Genomic DNA, 15,308 nt, shown 5'->3' with positions numbered 1-15,308 from the left:
GCGTCTCGGAGTGGACGGCCGAGCAGCTGCGCGAGGGGCACGCCCTGGCGAAGGAGCTCGGCGTGCAGCTGATCTCGAACCAGCCGCAGTACTCGATGCTGCACCGGGTGATCGAGGGCAAGGTCGTGCCGGCCTCCGAGGAGCTGGGCATCTCGCAGATCGTCTGGTCGCCGATGGCCCAGGGCGTGCTGAGCGGCAAGTACCTGCCGGGGCAGCCGGTGCCGGAGGGTTCCCGGGCGACGGACGAGCACTCCGGAGCGCATTTCATCAAGAGGTTCTTGCGCGACGACATCCTCGAGGCGGTGCAGCGCCTGAAGCCGATCGCCGCCGAGGCCGGGCTCTCGATGCCGCAGCTCGCGATCGCGTGGGTGCTGCAGAACCCCAACGTCGCCGCGGCGCTCGTGGGCGCCTCACGGCCCGAGCAGCTCGCCGACACGGTGAAGGCATCCGGCGTGACGCTCGATGCGGGCACCATGACGGCGATCGACGCCGCGCTCGGCGACGCCGTGCACACCGACCCCGCCGACACCTACGAAGTGTCTCCGAAGACGCGCCTGGTCTGAAGACATCTGCTCGGAAACGTGGAAGCGCGGCCGTCCCGGAGGGCGGCCGCGCTTCCGGTGCGGACGGGTCAGACCGAGGCGGGAACGGTCTGGGCCGTCGCTTCGCCGAAGATCGCCCCGGGGTTGAAGAGGTTCTGCGGGTCGAGCGCCTGCTTGATGCGCAGGTTGAGCTCGAGCACATCCTCGCCGAGGTAGCCGGCCAGCCAGGGTTGCTTGAGGCGTCCGACGCCGTGCTCGCCGGTGATCGTGCCGCCCATGCCGATCGCAAGGTCCATGACCTCGCCGAAGGCGCGGTCGGCGCGCTCGCGCTGCGCCGCGTCCTCCCGGTCGAAGACCAGCAGAGGGTGGGTGTTGCCGTCGCCGGCGTGCGCGACGACGGAGATCTCGATGCCGTGGCGCTCAGCGATCCCGCGGATGCCCTCGACGAGCTCGCCGAGACGGGGGAGTGGCACGCCGACGTCCTCCAACAGCAGGGCGCCGCGCTTCTCGACCGCGGGGATCGCCATGCGGCGTGCGGCGATCAGCGCCTCGCTCTCGTCGGGATCGCTGGTGGCGTAGCACTCGGTCGCGCCGGAGAGGCCGCAGAGGTCCTCGATCTGCGCGATCTGCGCCGCGGCGACCTCCTCCGGCTCGTCGGACTGCACCAGCAGCATCGCCGCCGCGTCGCGGTCCAGCTCCATGCGGGTGACGTCCTCGACCGCGTTGATCGCAACCTGGTCCATGAACTCCAGCATCGACGGGCGCATGACCTGCTTGATGTCGATGACGGCCTTCATCGCGCCGGCCAGCGTGGGGAACATCGCGACCAGCGTGGTGGGCGTGCGCTGCGCCGGGACGAGCCGCAGCACGACCTCGGTGATGATGCCCAGGGTGCCCTCGCTGCCGACGAAGAGCTTGGTCAGCGAGAGGCCTGCGACGTCCTTCAGACGGGGACCTCCGAGCCGGATCGCGCGACCGTCGGCGAGGACCACCGTCATCCCGAGCACGTAGTCGGTGGTGACGCCGTACTTCACGCAGCACAGGCCGCCGGCGTTCGTGGCGACGTTGCCGCCGATCGAGCAGAAGTCCTGCGAGGACGGATCCGGCGGATACCAGAGTCCGTGCTCGGAGGCGGCGGCCTTCACCTCCGCGTTGAACGCGCCGGGCTGCACGACGGCCATCTGCAGGTCGGAGTCGATGCGGATGTCGCGCATCCGATCGAGGGAGACGACGATCGCCCCGGCCACCGCCGAGCTGCCGCCGGAGAGGCCGGAGCCGGCCCCGCGGGGCACGATCGCGATGCCCTCGCGAGCGGCGATCCGCACCGTCGCCTGGACGTCCTCGGTCGAGGTGGCGCGGACGACGGCGAGCGGGGTGCCGGCGTCGGGGTCGTTGGCGCGATCCCATCGATAGGCATCGAGAGAGTCGGCGTTGGTGATGACGGCGTCCTCGGGCAGCTCTGTGCGGAGTGCGGCGAGGGCGCGCGCGTGGCGTTCGGGATCCATGTGCGTCGTTCCTGAGGTCGGCTTTGACAGAGAAAAGGGGCTCAGGAACGAGGCTAGTGCAGCCGCGGGTGCGGCCCGGACGGCTGTGGAGAAGTCAGCCGAGCGAGATGTCGACCTGGATCTCGCTCGCGATGCGCTCCAGTGCCGTGCGGAGCGCATCGATGTCGGCCGAGGCCGGCACGGTGGCCGTCACCGTCGACTCGAACAGGCGGCCGCCGGCCATCGCCGCGTCGCGCGTGACCGTCGTCATGTCCTCGATGCTCAGGGCGTGGGCGGCGAGCACCCCTGACACCTCCCGCACGATGCCCGGGCGGTCGTTGCCGAGCACGCCGAGCGAGATCCGCTGCGATCCGCTCTCGGTCGCGGCGTCCTCGGCGCCGGTCTGCACGGTCACGGCGAGCAGACCGTCGAGGGCGCCGAGGGCCGCGCGCAGCTCTTCGGCGCGCGTCGCGGGGACGGAGACCTCAACGACGCCGGCGAACGTGCCGGCGAGCTCGGCCAGCCGGCTGTTCTCCCAGTTGCCGCCGTGCGCGTCGACGACGTCGGCGACGGCCGAGACGAGCCCGGGACGGTCCGCGCCCGAGACGGTGAGGATGAGCGTGGTCATGCCTGAAGCGTAGCGGCGCGGGCGGCCGAGATCACCCGGTTCCGGGTCACCAGTCCGCGCCGTCGAGGAAACGTTCCATGCGGTCGCGGTGCGGGGCGAGGTCCCAGCCCTGCGCCGCGACCCACTCGTCGTCGTAGTAGGTCTCGGCGTAGCGGGCGCCGCCGTCGCAGATCAGCGTGACCACGCTGCCGGTCTCCCCGGCGGCGCGCATCCGCGAGATCAGCTCGAACGCGCCGTAGAGGTTGGTGCCCGTCGATCCTCCGGCCCAGTGCAGCGTGCGCTCCTTGAGCAGCCGGATCGCGGCGATCGAGGCGGCGTCCGGCACCCGGATCATCTCGTCGATCACGCTCGGCACGAAGGACGGCTCCACACGCGGGCGCCCGATCCCCTCGATCCGGGAGGGGCGTCCCTCGGCATCCGCCACCCCCGCCCAGCCGTCGAAGAACGCCGAGCCCTCGGGATCGACGACCGCGACCCTCGTCTCGTGGCGGCGATAGCGCACGTAGCGGCCGAAGGTCGCGCTCGTGCCCCCGGTGCCCGCACCGACCACGATCCAGCGCGGGACGGGGTGCCGTTCCTGCTCCAACTGGCTGAACACGCTCTCGGCGATGTTGTTGTTGCCCCGCCAGTCGGTCGCGCGCTCGGCGTAGGTGAACTGGTCGAGATAGTGCCCGTTGCATCCGGAGGCCAGCCGGCGGGCCTCCGGGGAGATGTCCTCGGCGCGGTCGACGAGATGGCACCGTCCGCCGTAGAACTCGATGAGGTCGATCTTCTCCCGGCTCGTGGAGCGGGGCACGACCGTGATGAACTCGAGGCCCAGCATCCGGGCGAAGTACGCCTCGGACACGGCCGTCGATCCGCTCGACGACTCGAGCAGCGTCGTGCCCTCGTCGATGAGGCCGTTGACGAGGCCGTAGAGGATCAGCGATCGCGCGAGACGGTGCTTGAGGGAGCCGGTGGGGTGCACCGACTCGTCCTTGAGGTACAGGTCGATGCCCCACTCCGCCGGCAGCGGGAAGAGGTGCAGGTGCGTGTCGGCCGAGCGGTTGCCGTCGGCTTCGAGCACGCGGATCGCGGAACTGACCCATTCGCTCATGCACTCGAGCGTACTGGTCGGATCCGACGCGGCGCGGGGTCAGCCGTCGGTGTAGCCGCCCTCGCCGGTGGCGCCGTCGTAGTGGAAGGAGCGGGTGTCGCTGAAGGTGATGTCGATGTCCGAGCTGAGCGGCTCCTGCGCGAGCAGCTTCCGCTCGAGGTCGGCCATCTCCGAGGTGTACTCCTCGATCTTGGCGTCGTCGACCCCGAAGCTCACGGCGAGTTTCATGTCGGTGAGGAAGTACAGGAACGCGGTCACCGCGGTCTGGTTGAACTCGGTGTTCGGCAGTCTCTCCCAGAGGGTGCCGTCGCGGCGGCCCTGCTTGTACTCGTCGATCTTGGCCCGGATGTCGTCGAGGAAGGCCGGGGAGGCCTCGCCGCCCGTGCCCGGCCAGGTGCCGGCGTCGGGTCCGGAGGTGGTGACCGGTGCGGGACGGTCCGCCGCGGAGAGCGCGCGGGGGATCACCAGTGCGAAGATCCCGATCACGATGGCGACGATGACGACGAAGACCGCGATGATGATCGCGCACCCGCGCACGGCATTCGCCGAGGAGCGGGGCGCGGGGGGCGCGGCGGTCGAGTAGGCCGAGACCGGATAGCCGCCGGGCAGGGTCTGCGCCGGCTCGAAGCGCGCGTAGGGCGGCAGATCGGATGCGGGCCCGGCGCCGTTCGGCGGCGGGGAGGACGCCCCGGTCTGCAGGGGCATGACCGGGACGATACCCGGCGTCGCCGGTCCCGGAGCCGCGGAGCCGGGGGCGGGCGGGACGGCGCCCGGCGCGGTCGATGCGACCGGGGGAGGCGTCTGCGGTCCGGGCGGCGGGGGAGGCGTCTGCGGTCCGGGCGGCGGGGGAGCCGCGGGGCCGGAGCGCGGTGCGAGCACGTGCTCGTTGAGCGGCGCGCCGGCGAAGGCCTCCGGCGGCGGAGGGGGGACGACCTGCGCGTCCGCCGGGCTCTCGTCTCCGGGCGGCGGTGCGGGGGTGTCGGTCATGGTGAAGGCTCTCGGTCGTCGTCGCTCGGGGTGCGCGGCGCGATGCGGCCCGTCCCCCTCACAGAGGAGGGTACCCACCGCGAGGGGCATCGGCCAAAGCCGCGCGCGGCGGACGCGCTCCGGGTCAGAGCAGCACGGTGCCCGCGGGCGATGCGCCGCCGGCGCCGTCGATGTGCAGCAGCGAGGCGCGGGAGTGCTCCTCGCGCAGCTGGAACTCGAAGCGCGAGCGGTCGCCGCGGTGGTACGCGACGAAGAACTCGATCGGCCGGCCGGAGTCGTCCCGGCTCACGCTGCGCAGCCGGAGGAGCGCGGAGCCCGCGCTGACGCCGAGGCGCTGCGCCTGCTCGTGGGTCGCCACGGTCGCCTCCGCGGAGCGGACGCCGTGCGTCGCGCGGATGCCGTGATCGGCGAGCAGCCGGTACAGCGACCCCTCCCGCAGATCGGCGTCGAGCGTCACCGCGCCGACGGCATCCGGCATCCACGTGGTCGACAGCGACCAGGCATCGCCGTCGACGTAGCGCAACCGCTCGAGGGCGATCACGGGCGAGCCCACCGGGATCTCGAGCGCCTCGGCGACGACCTCGTCGGCCTGTTCGCGCTCGTGCCGCAGCACGTCGCTGCGGACGTGGCCCCCGCGGCGCTCCACCTCGTCGTACAGGCCGATGAGCGTGTGCACCAGCGACTCTGCGGTGCGCGGGCGGGCGACGAACGTGCCCTTGCCCTTGACGCGCTCGACGAGCCCCTCGTGCTCGAGCTGGGCGAGAGCCTGCCGCACCACGGTGCGGGAGATGCCGTACTGCTCGCACAGCCGGTGCTCGCCGGGCAGGGCGTCGCCGGGCTGCAGTCCGTCCCGCTCGATCCCCTCGACGATCAGCTGGCGCAGCTGGTCGTACATCGGGGCCGCGGAGCGGCGGTCGATCGCGTCGGAGAAGCCGCTCATGTTCAGTACGCCACCCCGGCCTGCAGGATCACGTTGGCGTAGGGGGTGAACTCGCCGGAGCGCACGAACGCGCGCGCCGCGTGCGTGCGCTTCTTGAACTCGACGTGGGGGACCAGCTCGATCTCGATGCCGGGCAGCCTCTCGCGCAGCGCGGCGAGCACCTCGGGGCTGGCCTCCGCGACCTCCGCCGACACCGTCGCGCCCTCGACGACCATCTCGGCGAGCACGGTGTCGAGCACGTCGAGGAACGCCGGGGCGCCGGGGCGGTAGGCGAGGTCGATGCGCTCCGATCCGGGCGGGATCGGCAGGCCGGCGTCGGTGACGACGATGAGGTCGGTGTGCCCGGTCTCGCTGATGACCCGAGACAGCGCGGGGTTGATCGTGGTGGACGTCTTGCGCATGGGGACTCCTTCTCAGCGTGCGGATGCCAGCAGGGCATCCACCTCGGAGCGGCGGGGCAGGCTCGGCGATGCGCCCTGCCGGGTCACGGTGATCGCGCCCGCGGCGCTCGCGAGCCGGGTCGCATCGGCGAGCGACCAGCCGTCGGCCAGCGCGGCGCCGAGGTAGCCGGCGTAGGCGTCACCGGCCGCGGTCGTGTCGACCGGTTCCATGGGGATCGGGTCGATGAAGGTCGCGCCCTCGGCCGTGACGACGCACGATCCGCGCTCGGCCAGGGTGATCACGGCGGCCCCGACGCCCTGCGCGAGGAACCACTCGCCGGCGCGGACGGCCGAGTCGAGATCGGTCACCTCGATCCCGCTGAGCAGCGATGCCTCGGTCTCGTTGGGGGTGACGATGTCGATGCTGCTCCAGACGTCGGGGTCCAGAGGTGCGGCGGGTGCCGGATCGAGCACCACGGTCATGCCGAGCGCGCGGGCGCGGGCGGTGATGTGGCGGGTGAGCGAGGCCGGGGTCTCGAGCTGGGTGAGCAGCACCGAGGTGGTCGGCGCGAGGGCTTCGAGCGCGGCGTCGATCTGCTCGGGGCTGAGCTGCGCGTTCGCGAGGGGCACCATGACGATGTCGTTCTGGGCGGAGGCGTCGACCCGGATGTGGGCGATGCCGGTCGGTCCGGGGACCGTGCGCAGGTGCGCGAGGTCGACGCCGGCGGCGCTGAGGCCCTCGACGACGAGGTCGTGGAACAGGTCGTCGCCGACGCATCCGACGAAGCTCGTCCTGGCGCCGGCGAGGCCGGCGGCGACCGCCTGGTTGGCGCCCTTCCCGCCGAGCAGCAGGGTGAACTGGTCGCCGAGGATCGTCTCGCCCCGTGCGGGGAGGCGCTGCGAGAAGGTCGTGACGTCCGCGGTCACGCTGCCGACGATGACGACCCCTGAGCGGTCGGCCGGTTCCGTGGTCATGTGACTCCTCATCGTCTTCGACATCGGCTCTTTGACAGCGCCGGGATGCTGTCATTACATTAGCGGCATCACAACCTGTAACGACAGGTTCGCGCCTGCGTGCGCGGAAGTCCCGACCCGAGGAGACCCATGACCGCGCCCCGCCTCTACGTCGACAGCGCCGATCTCGATCGGGTCGGCCGGCTCCTGACCGCCGGAGCGGTGCACGGCGTGACCACGAACCCCACCATCCTCGAGCGGGGCGGCCGAACCGCCGCCGAGATCCCCGCGCTGTACGAGCGCTGGGTCGGCGAGGGTGCCCGGGAGGTGTTCTTCCAGGCCTGGGGCGGCGACCGCGACGCCTTCCTCCGCAGCGCGGCGGGCATCCTCGCGCTCGGTGACCGCGTGGCGGTGAAGGTCCCCGCCACGGCGGAGGGCTTCGCCGCGGCATCCGCCCTCGTGCGCGACGGCGCGACCGTGCTCGTCACCGCGGTGTACTCCGTCGCCCAGGCGCTCGCCTGCGCGAGCATCGGCGCGCACTACGTGGCCCCGTACCTCGGACGCATGAGGGACGCCGGAATGGATGGCGACGCGCTCATCGCCCGGATGCAGGGGGTGTGCGAGGGCAGCGGCACGAACGTGCTCGCCGCGAGCCTGCGCTCGGCGGACGACATCGTGGCCCTGCGCGAGGCCGGCGTGCCCTATTTCACCGCGGCGCCCGATGTGATCGACGAGGTGCTCCACCATCCGGTGAGCGACTCCTCCGCGGCCGACTTCGATGCCGCCATGGTCCGTCTCGGGGGCTGAGCCGAGGGCCCTCCCGGGGCGTGCGGAGTGGCCTGCTGCGGCCGTGTCGACGTCCCGTCGGGTGTGCGGGCCGGTCGGCGGGCTCAGGCCGTGGCGGCCTGGCGCAGCCAGCGCTCCACGCCGGCGATGTGCGCCGTGGCGAGGGAGGTGGCCAGCGCGGAGTCGTGCTGCGCGATGGCATCGGCGATCGCGCGATGCTCCGACAGGGTGCGCTCGACGGCGCCCTGCTCGGTGAGCCCGCGCCACACGCGTGCGCGGATGGTCTGGCTGCTCAGGCTCTCGATGAGGCTTGCGAGGTAGCCGTTGCGGGTGAGCCGCACGATCTCGCGGTGGAAGCGGATGTCGTGGTCGACCAGGTCGTCGATGCTCACCGTCGCGGAGTCGACCGATGCGATCTCCTCCTGCAGCGCGGCCGCCTCGTCGTCCGTCGCGTTGCCGGCGGCGAGTCCGGTGGCCTGCGACTCCAGCATCCGCCGTACCGCGAACAGCTCCAGCAGGGAGTCGTCGTCGTGCATGTCCACCACGAAGGTGATGGCCTCGAGCAGCAGGTGCGGTTCCAGGCTGGTGACGTAGGTGCCGTCTCCGCGGCGGACGTCCAGCACGCGGATGACCTCGAGTGCCTTGACGGCCTCGCGCATCGAGTTGCGCGACAGGCCGAGGCGCTCGGCGAGCTCCTTCTCGGGCGGGAGCCGGTCTCCAGGACCCAGTTCGCCCGAGACGATCATCGCCTTGATCTTCTCGATCGCCTCATCCGTGACAGCCATGGCGACATCATCGCACATTGATCGGATGTCTGGACCCGTCCGCACCCACGGATGCGGCAGGATGGGCGCATGCGCCTCCTCGACTCCCACCTGCACCTCTGGGACCCCGAACTGCTCGACTACTCCTGGCTCGGCGGAGCGCTCGACGCCCGTTTCGCCGAGGAGGAGATCGACCTGCAGTCCCTCGCCGATGCCGAGGAAGAGGTCTCGATCTTCGTGCAGGCGGACTGCGCGGTCGAGCAGTACCTCGACGAGGTGCGCTGGGTGGAGTCGATCGCCGACGCGGCGGGGGTGGTGGCGATCGTCGCCGGCGCGCGGCTCGACCGCGGTGACGAGACGGCGGCCCATCTCGACGCCCTCTCGACTCACGCACGCGTCATCGGCGTGCGGCACCTGCTGCAGGGAGAGCGTGACGATCTCGCGGTGAGCGCTCCGTTCCTCGCCGGCGCGCGTGAGGTCGCCGCCCGCGGACTGACCTTCGACGCCTGTGTGGCGGCCGGGCAGATCCCCGCGGTCACCCGGCTGGGCGACGCCGTGCCCGAGCTGCCGATCGTGCTCGACCACCTGGGCAAGCCGGCGATCGGCACCGCGGAGGCGCCGCTCGCCCCCGCCGAGGACTGGGTGCACGACATCGGGATGCTGGCCCGGCATCCACAGGTCTTCTGCAAGCTGTCGGGTCTGCCCGCGGAGGCGGGCGGACGGTGGACCGAGGAGCAGGTGATCCCGTTCCTGGATGCCGCGGCATCCGCGTTCGGACCGGACCGGCTGATGTGGGGGAGCGACTGGCCGGTGTCCGCCACCGACTTCTCCGCCGACGCCTATCTCCCCGGTGCGCGCGCCGACTGGGCGCACACGGTCGCGACCTGGGCGGCCGCGCGCGGCTACGACGTCGACGGCATCCTCTGGGAGAATGCCGCCCGCTTCTACCGCATCCGCTGACCCGGCCCGCCTTCGTTCATCCGCCGGCACCTCGGCGCACCTGCAGGCCGGTTCGCGGCGCGTCTCCCGGCAGGTGTGCGGGGTCCCGGCATCCGTCCCGGGACCCCGGGGCAACCCCGGCCGACGGGGACTATTCGGCGCGCAGGCGCAGCTGCGCCATCCCGCCGTCGACCTCGATGAAGGTGCCGGTGGTCGACCCGGAAGCCGGGCTCACCAGGTACAGCACGGCGCCGGCGACCTCGTCCGGCGAGACGAGCCGGCCGTGCGGCTGACGGGCCTGCAGTGCGGCGCGCTCGGCGGCGGGGTCGGAGGCCTGATCGAGCAGGCGGCCCACCCAGGGGGTGTCCGCGGTGCCGGGGTTGACGGCGTTCACACGGATCCCCTCGCGCAGGTGGTCCGCCGCCATCGCCCGCGTCAGCGCGGACACCGCGCCCTTCGACGCGGAGTACAGGGCACGCTGCGGCAGCCCCGTGGTCGAGGCGATCGACGCCGTGTTGCAGACCGCCGCCGACGGCGACTTCCGCAGCCACGGCAGCGCCGCAGAGGTCACCCGGGCGATGCCGGTGACGTTGATCGACATCACGCGGGCCCACTCGTCGTCGTCGTTCGCCGCGATGTCGCCGGTGGCGCCGATCCCCGCGTTGTTGATGACGATGTCGATGCGCCCGAAGCGCTCCGCCGCCGCCGCGACGGCGGCCTCGACGCTCGCGCGGTCGGAGACGTCGGCCGTGAACGCGGCGAACCGCGGATCGGCCCCGGACGGATCGCGATCGAGCACGGCGATCTGCGCCCCCTCGTCGTGCAGCTTCGCGGCGATCGCCGCTCCGATGCCGGATGCTCCGCCGGTGACGATCGCCACCAGCCCCTCGACCTGACCGCTCATCGCGCTGCCTCCCATGCTGTGAACTCCTGGCGCTGGTGTCCCAGCCCCTCGATCTCGACCTCGACGACGTCGCCCGCCTTCAGGTACGGGAACTTCCCTCCGAACGCCACGCCCTGCGGGGTGCCGGTGAGGATGAGGTCGCCGGGCTCCAGGGTGACGTACTGCGAGAGGTGGTGCACGATCGTCGCGACGTCGAAGATCATGTCGTTCGTGTTCGAGTCCTGCCGGGGCTCACCGCCCACCCAGCTGCGCAGCCGCAGGTTCTGGACGTCCACCTCGTCGGGGGTGACCAGCCACGGGCCGGTGGGGTTGAATCCGAAGGCGATCTTGCCCTTGGACCACTGGCCGCCGGAGACCTCCATCTGGAACGCGCGCTCGGACACGTCGTTCGCGACCACGAAGCCGGCGATGTGCGCCGCCGCGTCGGCGGGGGAGTCGAGGTAGGCCGCGCGGGCGCCGATCACGACGCCGAGCTCGACCTCCCAGTCGGTCTTCTCGCTGCCCCGGGGGATGGTCACGGCGTCGTTCGGACCGACGACGGTGTTCGGGGTCTTCAGGAACATGATCGGTACGGTCGGCGGCTCCGCACCCGACTCGCGGGCGTGGGCGGCGTAGTTCTGGCCGATGCACACGACGGCGCTCGGACGCGCGATCGGCGATCCGATGCGCAGCGACGAGGCGTCCTCGATCTCGGGCAGGGCGCCGGCGTCCCACGCGGCCTGCGTGCGCCCGACCGGGTCGTTGGCGAGGAATTCTCCATCGACATCCGATGTCACCGAGCGCAGGTCGAAGGCGCGATCGCCGTCGAGGACGACGGGCACCTCGTTCCCCGGGTCTCCAAGTCGCGCGAACTTCATGGTTCTCCTGTTCCTCGTCGTCGGGGATGCACCGGCGGCACCCGCCGTTGACAGTATAGACATCGGATGTTTACACTCCAAGTGGTTTACCGGCAGCTTTCCTGCTGCGGGTGCGAGCAGAAGGAGCGCCGTGAGCCGCATCGTCGCGCTGGAGACCAGCGACATCCGATTCCCCACATCGCTGAGCCTGGACGGCTCAGACGCGATGAACCCCGATCCCGATTACTCCGCGGCCTACGTGGTGGTGCGCACCGACGCCGCCGACGACATCGCCGGACACGCCTTCGTCTTCACGATCGGGCGGGGCAACGACGTGCAGGTGGCGGCCATCGACGCGCTCGCCGGGCACCTCGTCGGACGCGAGATCGAGCCGCTGCTGGACGACATGGGCGGCACCTTCCGCGAGCTGATCGGCGACTCTCAGCTGCGCTGGCTCGGCCCGGAGAAGGGCGTCATGCACATGGCCATCGGCGCTGTGGTCAACGCCCTGTGGGACATCAAGGCCAAGCGCGCGGGGCTGCCCCTGTGGCAGCTGCTCGCGCACATGACCCCGGAGCAGCTCGTCGACCTCGTCGACTTCCGCTACCTCACGAACGCCCTCACCCGGGAGGACGCGCTGGGCATCCTGCGCGCCGCGGAGGCCGGGCGCGCCGAGCGCGAGCAGCAGCTGCTGGCATCCGGCTACCCGGGCTACACGACCAGCCCCGGCTGGCTCGGGTACTCCGACGAGAAGCTCGAGCGCCTCGCCCGCGAGGCCATGGCCGACGGCTTCACCCAGATCAAGCTCAAGGTCGGCGCCGACCTGCAGGACGACATCCGCCGCTTCCGCAAGGCGCGCGAGGTGTGCGGACCCGACTTCCCGATCGCGATCGACGCGAACCAGCGCTGGGAGGTGTCGGAGGCGATCGAGTGGGTGAACGCGCTCGCCGAGTTCCGCCCCGCCTGGATCGAGGAGCCCACCAGCCCGGACGACGTGCTCGGCCATGCCGAGATCGCCCGCGGCGTCGCGCCGATCCGGGTCGCCACGGGGGAGCACGCGCAGAACCGGATGATCTTCAAGCAGCTGCTGCAGGCCGATGCGATCAAGGTGATGCAGATCGACGCGGTGCGCGTCGCCGGCGTCAACGAGAACATCGCCAACCTGCTGCTCGCCGCGAAGTTCGGCGTGCCGGTCTGCCCGCACGCCGGAGGCGTCGGTCTGTGCGAAGCCGTCCAGCACCTGTCGATGTTCGATTTCGTCGCCGTCAGCGGCTCCCGCGAGGGGCGGATGATCGAGTACGTCGACCACCTTCATGAGCACTTCGTCGTGCCGACCGACATCCAGGGCGGCTCGTACATGACCCCCACCGCGCCGGGAAACGGCATGGAGATGAAGGCCGCGAGCATCGCCGCCTACACGTGGACGGGCGAGCATGTCGTCGCCTGAGCTCCCCGCACTCGGCTACGGCGCCGCGAACGTCGGAAACCTCTTCCGTCCGCTCAGCGACGATGAGGCCTGGGCCGTGCTCGACGCCGCCTGGGAATCCGGCATCCGGTACTACGACACCGCTCCGCACTACGGCCTCGGCCTGTCGGAGCGTCGGCTCGGAGCCTTCCTGCAGACCAAGCCCCGCGACGAGTTCTTCCTGTCGACCAAGGCCGGACGCCTCCTGCGCCCGAACCCCGACCACGACGGCGGGCTCGACACCGCGAACGACTTCCACGTGCCCGACGACCTCCTGCGGGTGTGGGACTTCAGCGAGGAGGGCATCCGCGCCAGCCTCGCGGAATCGCGCGAGCGCCTGGGGATCGAGCGCATCGACCTGCTCTACCTGCACGATCCGGAGCGCAACGACCTGGACCTCGCGCTCGCCGAGGCCTTCCCCGCGCTGGAGACCCTGCGTGCCGAGGGGCAGGTCGGGAGCATCGGCGTCGGTTCGATGGTGTCGGACGCGCTCGCCCGGTCGGTGCGCGAGGCCGACCTGGATCTGATCATGGTCGCCGGGCGGTACACGCTGCTCGAGCAGCCCGCAGCCGCCGACGTCCTGCCCGCCTGCGAGGAGCGCGGGACGGGCGTCGTCGCCGCCTCGGTGTTCAACTCCGGCCTGCTCGCGCAGAGCGAGCCGCGCCGCGACGGTCGCTACGAGTACGGTCAGCTGCCCGATGAGCTGTGGGACCGTCTGGTGCGGATCGCGGAGGTCTGCGGCGCGCACGACGTGCCGCTTCCGGCCGCCGCGATCCAGTTCCCGCTGCAGGCCGACGTGGTGCGGTCGGTGGTGGTCGGCGGCAGCCGTCCGGCGCAGCTCCGGCAGAACGCCGAGCTCGCGGCCCTGGAGATCCCCGACGCGCTGTGGACGGACCTCGCTGACGCCTCCCTGATCCCCTGATCCCGCGATCCCTGATCCCGTCTATTCGTCGCAAAGTACCGCTATCCGGCCCGGAATCCGGTACTTTGCGACGAATAGACGGGCTGCGGGCTGTGGGCGGAGGGGCCGCACAGCCGAACCGTGAACCGAAGGAGACCCCGTGCTCGAAGGAATCAACCCGCTGCTGACCGGGGAGCTGCTGCTGCACCTCGACCGGATGGGGCACTCCGACTCGGTGGTCGTCGCCGACGCGCACTTCCCCGCCTGGGCCCTGGGCGCCCGCGTGCTCGACCTGCCGGGCACGACCACGCCCGAGGTCGTCGCGGCGATCCGCACCGTGCTGCCCCTCGACGACGCCCCGGGCATCGACCTGATGGAGTCGGCGGATGCGACCGTGCTCGACGTGCAGCGTGAGCTCATGGCGGCCGCCGGCACGGCGGTGGAGACCACGCGGTTCGTCGAGCGCTTCGCCTACTACGACGTCGCCAAGGGGGCCTACCTCATGGTCCGCACCGGGGAGACCCGCAAGTACGGCAACGCGCTGCTGCGCAAGGGCGTCGTCGGGCACCCCTCCGCCTGAGCGGCCGCCGCCTGAGCGGCCGCCGCCTGAGCGGCCTCTCCGCCTGAGCGGCCGCGACCTAGTGGAGGTCGATGGTGCCGACCGCGTGCAGGCCGTCCCGGATGAACCGGTTGGCGTGCGCGGCGAGGTCGTCGGAGTCCTGCCAGAGGTTGCGCCAGATGCCGAGGGTGTTGCTGAGCTCCGCGCTGACCACCGCCGAGGAGAACGACTCGAACACCACGGGGCCGTCGTAGCGCGCGTCGTGCAGCGCGCGGAAGAACGAGCTGAAGTCCACCGACCCGGTGCCGAGGTAGCCGCGGTGGCTCTCGCCGATGTGCACGTAGCCGAGCCGCCCGGCCGCGGCGACGTCGTGCACCGGCTGGAACATGTCCGACTCCTCGATGTTCATGTGATACGTGTCGAGGTGCACCGAGACGTCGTCGCGGCCGACGCCGTCGACGAAGGCCAGGGCGCCGCGGCCGGTGTTGAAGACGTGGGACTCGTAGCGGTTCACGACCTCGAGCGAGAGGCGGATGCCGCGGTCGGCCGCCTTCGCGGCGAGTCGGGCGATCGCCGCCCGACTGTTCGCGACCCCCGCCGCGGTCACGGGCGCGTCGTACTTGCGCATCGCGGAGTAGATCACGCCGCAGAGCACGTCGCCGCCCATCGTCGCGACGTGGTCGAGGCAGCGCTCGAGCAGCCCCTCCCCGGCGGCGACCACGGCGGGGTCCTCGCTGGTGAGGTCGGTGTCCGCGGTCAGCCCGAGGGAGGACGTCACCGCGAGGTCGTTGTCGCGCAGCATCCGTGCGGCGAGCGAGGAGTCGAAGCCGTCGACGTCCATGAGCGGGATCTCGATGAGGTCGAAGCCGGCCCTCTTCGTCCCCTCGATCGAGCGGCGCAGGCCGGCCTCGTCGAAGGTGCCGCTGAACACGAGTGCGTGTGCGCCGATGAGCATCGTTGACCTCTCCTGCGCACGACCCTCGTGCGCGTCCGTGACCAAGATGTTATTACAGGTACTCGGATTGCGGAGAGCGTTTAGATACATTTAGATACAACTTGCGTCCCGAGGGATGCATGTGCAGAATTGATCCGATGTTTGAAAGCGATTCCGCCTCGCGGGATCCGGACGGCCTTCAAGGGAGC

17 protein-coding genes are annotated in these 15,308 nt (G+C 71.3%); 6 read left to right on the top strand and 11 right to left on the bottom strand.

The annotated features are described in order from the left end of the window. Positions 1-563 (top strand): aldo/keto reductase (locus tag ABWO84_RS09350; RefSeq protein WP_353114258.1); only part of this gene is annotated, 563 nt, incomplete at its 5' end. A gap of 68 nt (positions 564-631) precedes the next feature. On the opposite strand, the gene ABWO84_RS09345 is transcribed toward ABWO84_RS09350, so the two are convergent. The 7 genes from ABWO84_RS09345 to ABWO84_RS09315 form a co-directional block, all read right to left on the bottom strand. Next, positions 632-2,047, bottom strand: a complete 1,416-nt coding sequence (locus ABWO84_RS09345) for an FAD-binding oxidoreductase (protein ID WP_353114257.1) — start codon at positions 2,045-2,047, stop codon at positions 632-634. 94 nt (positions 2,048-2,141) lie between these two features. After that, positions 2,142-2,654: a glycine cleavage system transcriptional repressor gene (locus tag ABWO84_RS09340; protein WP_353114256.1), complete on the bottom strand. Its 513-nt coding sequence runs from the start codon at positions 2,652-2,654 to the stop codon at positions 2,142-2,144. Positions 2,655-2,700: 46 nt separating this feature from the next. Then, positions 2,701-3,750, bottom strand: a complete 1,050-nt coding sequence (locus ABWO84_RS09335; protein WP_353114255.1) for a PLP-dependent cysteine synthase family protein — start codon at positions 3,748-3,750, stop codon at positions 2,701-2,703. Positions 3,751-3,789: 39 nt separating this feature from the next. Beyond that, positions 3,790-4,737, bottom strand: coding sequence for a hypothetical protein (locus ABWO84_RS09330; RefSeq protein ID WP_353114254.1), 948 nt, complete (start codon positions 4,735-4,737; stop codon positions 3,790-3,792). Positions 4,738-4,861: 124 nt separating this feature from the next. Next, complete coding sequence (locus ABWO84_RS09325) at positions 4,862-5,677, bottom strand: GntR family transcriptional regulator (RefSeq protein WP_353114253.1); 816 nt, start codon at positions 5,675-5,677, stop codon at positions 4,862-4,864. A 2-nt stretch (positions 5,678-5,679) separates the two neighbouring features. Continuing rightward, positions 5,680-6,078 (bottom strand): D-ribose pyranase, encoded by a 399-nt coding sequence (gene rbsD, locus ABWO84_RS09320; protein WP_353114252.1) that lies wholly within the window; start codon positions 6,076-6,078, stop codon positions 5,680-5,682. Positions 6,079-6,090: 12 nt separating this feature from the next. Next, positions 6,091-7,032 carry a ribokinase gene (locus ABWO84_RS09315; protein ID WP_353114251.1) on the bottom strand — a complete coding sequence of 314 codons (942 nt, stop codon included), beginning with the start codon at positions 7,030-7,032 and terminating at the stop codon, positions 6,091-6,093. 129 nt (positions 7,033-7,161) lie between these two features. On the opposite strand from ABWO84_RS09315, the gene ABWO84_RS09310 reads away from it, so the two are divergent. Next, a complete protein-coding gene (locus tag ABWO84_RS09310) occupies positions 7,162-7,818 on the top strand; it encodes a transaldolase family protein (protein WP_353114250.1) in 657 nt (218 codons plus the stop codon). A gap of 83 nt (positions 7,819-7,901) precedes the next feature. Here the strand turns inward: ABWO84_RS09310 and ABWO84_RS09305 are convergent, their stop codons facing one another. Next, positions 7,902-8,582 (bottom strand): FadR/GntR family transcriptional regulator, encoded by a 681-nt coding sequence (locus tag ABWO84_RS09305; protein WP_353114249.1) that lies wholly within the window; start codon positions 8,580-8,582, stop codon positions 7,902-7,904. A 69-nt stretch (positions 8,583-8,651) separates the two neighbouring features. On the opposite strand from ABWO84_RS09305, the gene ABWO84_RS09300 reads away from it, so the two are divergent. Next, the gene (locus tag ABWO84_RS09300; protein WP_353114248.1) at positions 8,652-9,521 is read left to right on the top strand and encodes an amidohydrolase family protein; all 870 of its coding nucleotides are present in this window, start codon (positions 8,652-8,654) and stop codon (positions 9,519-9,521) included. Between the two features lie 130 nt (positions 9,522-9,651). Here the strand turns inward: ABWO84_RS09300 and ABWO84_RS09295 are convergent, their stop codons facing one another. Together ABWO84_RS09295 and ABWO84_RS09290 are read right to left on the bottom strand one after the other, a co-directional pair. After that, complete coding sequence (locus tag ABWO84_RS09295; protein WP_353114247.1) at positions 9,652-10,404, bottom strand: SDR family NAD(P)-dependent oxidoreductase; 753 nt, start codon at positions 10,402-10,404, stop codon at positions 9,652-9,654. Further along, positions 10,401-11,261 carry a fumarylacetoacetate hydrolase family protein gene (locus ABWO84_RS09290; protein WP_353114246.1) on the bottom strand — a complete coding sequence of 287 codons (861 nt, stop codon included), beginning with the start codon at positions 11,259-11,261 and terminating at the stop codon, positions 10,401-10,403. The genes ABWO84_RS09295 and ABWO84_RS09290 overlap by 4 nt, the downstream gene beginning before the upstream one ends. Positions 11,262-11,391: 130 nt before the next feature. On the opposite strand from ABWO84_RS09290, the gene ABWO84_RS09285 reads away from it, so the two are divergent. From ABWO84_RS09285 to ABWO84_RS09275, 3 genes are all read left to right on the top strand, one after another. Further along, positions 11,392-12,687, top strand: coding sequence for an L-fuconate dehydratase (locus tag ABWO84_RS09285; RefSeq protein WP_353114245.1), 1,296 nt, complete (start codon positions 11,392-11,394; stop codon positions 12,685-12,687). Then, a complete protein-coding gene (locus ABWO84_RS09280) occupies positions 12,674-13,627 on the top strand; it encodes an aldo/keto reductase (RefSeq protein WP_353114244.1) in 954 nt (317 codons plus the stop codon). The genes ABWO84_RS09285 and ABWO84_RS09280 overlap by 14 nt, the downstream gene beginning before the upstream one ends. A gap of 139 nt (positions 13,628-13,766) precedes the next feature. Next, positions 13,767-14,186 carry an RbsD/FucU family protein gene (locus ABWO84_RS09275; protein WP_353114242.1) on the top strand — a complete coding sequence of 140 codons (420 nt, stop codon included), beginning with the start codon at positions 13,767-13,769 and terminating at the stop codon, positions 14,184-14,186. A 58-nt stretch (positions 14,187-14,244) separates the two neighbouring features. Here the strand turns inward: ABWO84_RS09275 and ABWO84_RS09270 are convergent, their stop codons facing one another. Continuing rightward, the gene (locus ABWO84_RS09270) at positions 14,245-15,120 is read right to left on the bottom strand and encodes a sugar phosphate isomerase/epimerase family protein (protein ID WP_353114241.1); all 876 of its coding nucleotides are present in this window, start codon (positions 15,118-15,120) and stop codon (positions 14,245-14,247) included. Between the last annotated feature and the right edge of the window lie 188 nt (positions 15,121-15,308).

Source organism: Microbacterium sp., assembly GCF_040394595.1.
GTDB lineage: Bacteria > Actinomycetota > Actinomycetes > Actinomycetales > Microbacteriaceae > Microbacterium.
This window is presented reverse-complemented; position numbering and strand designations above follow the sequence as displayed.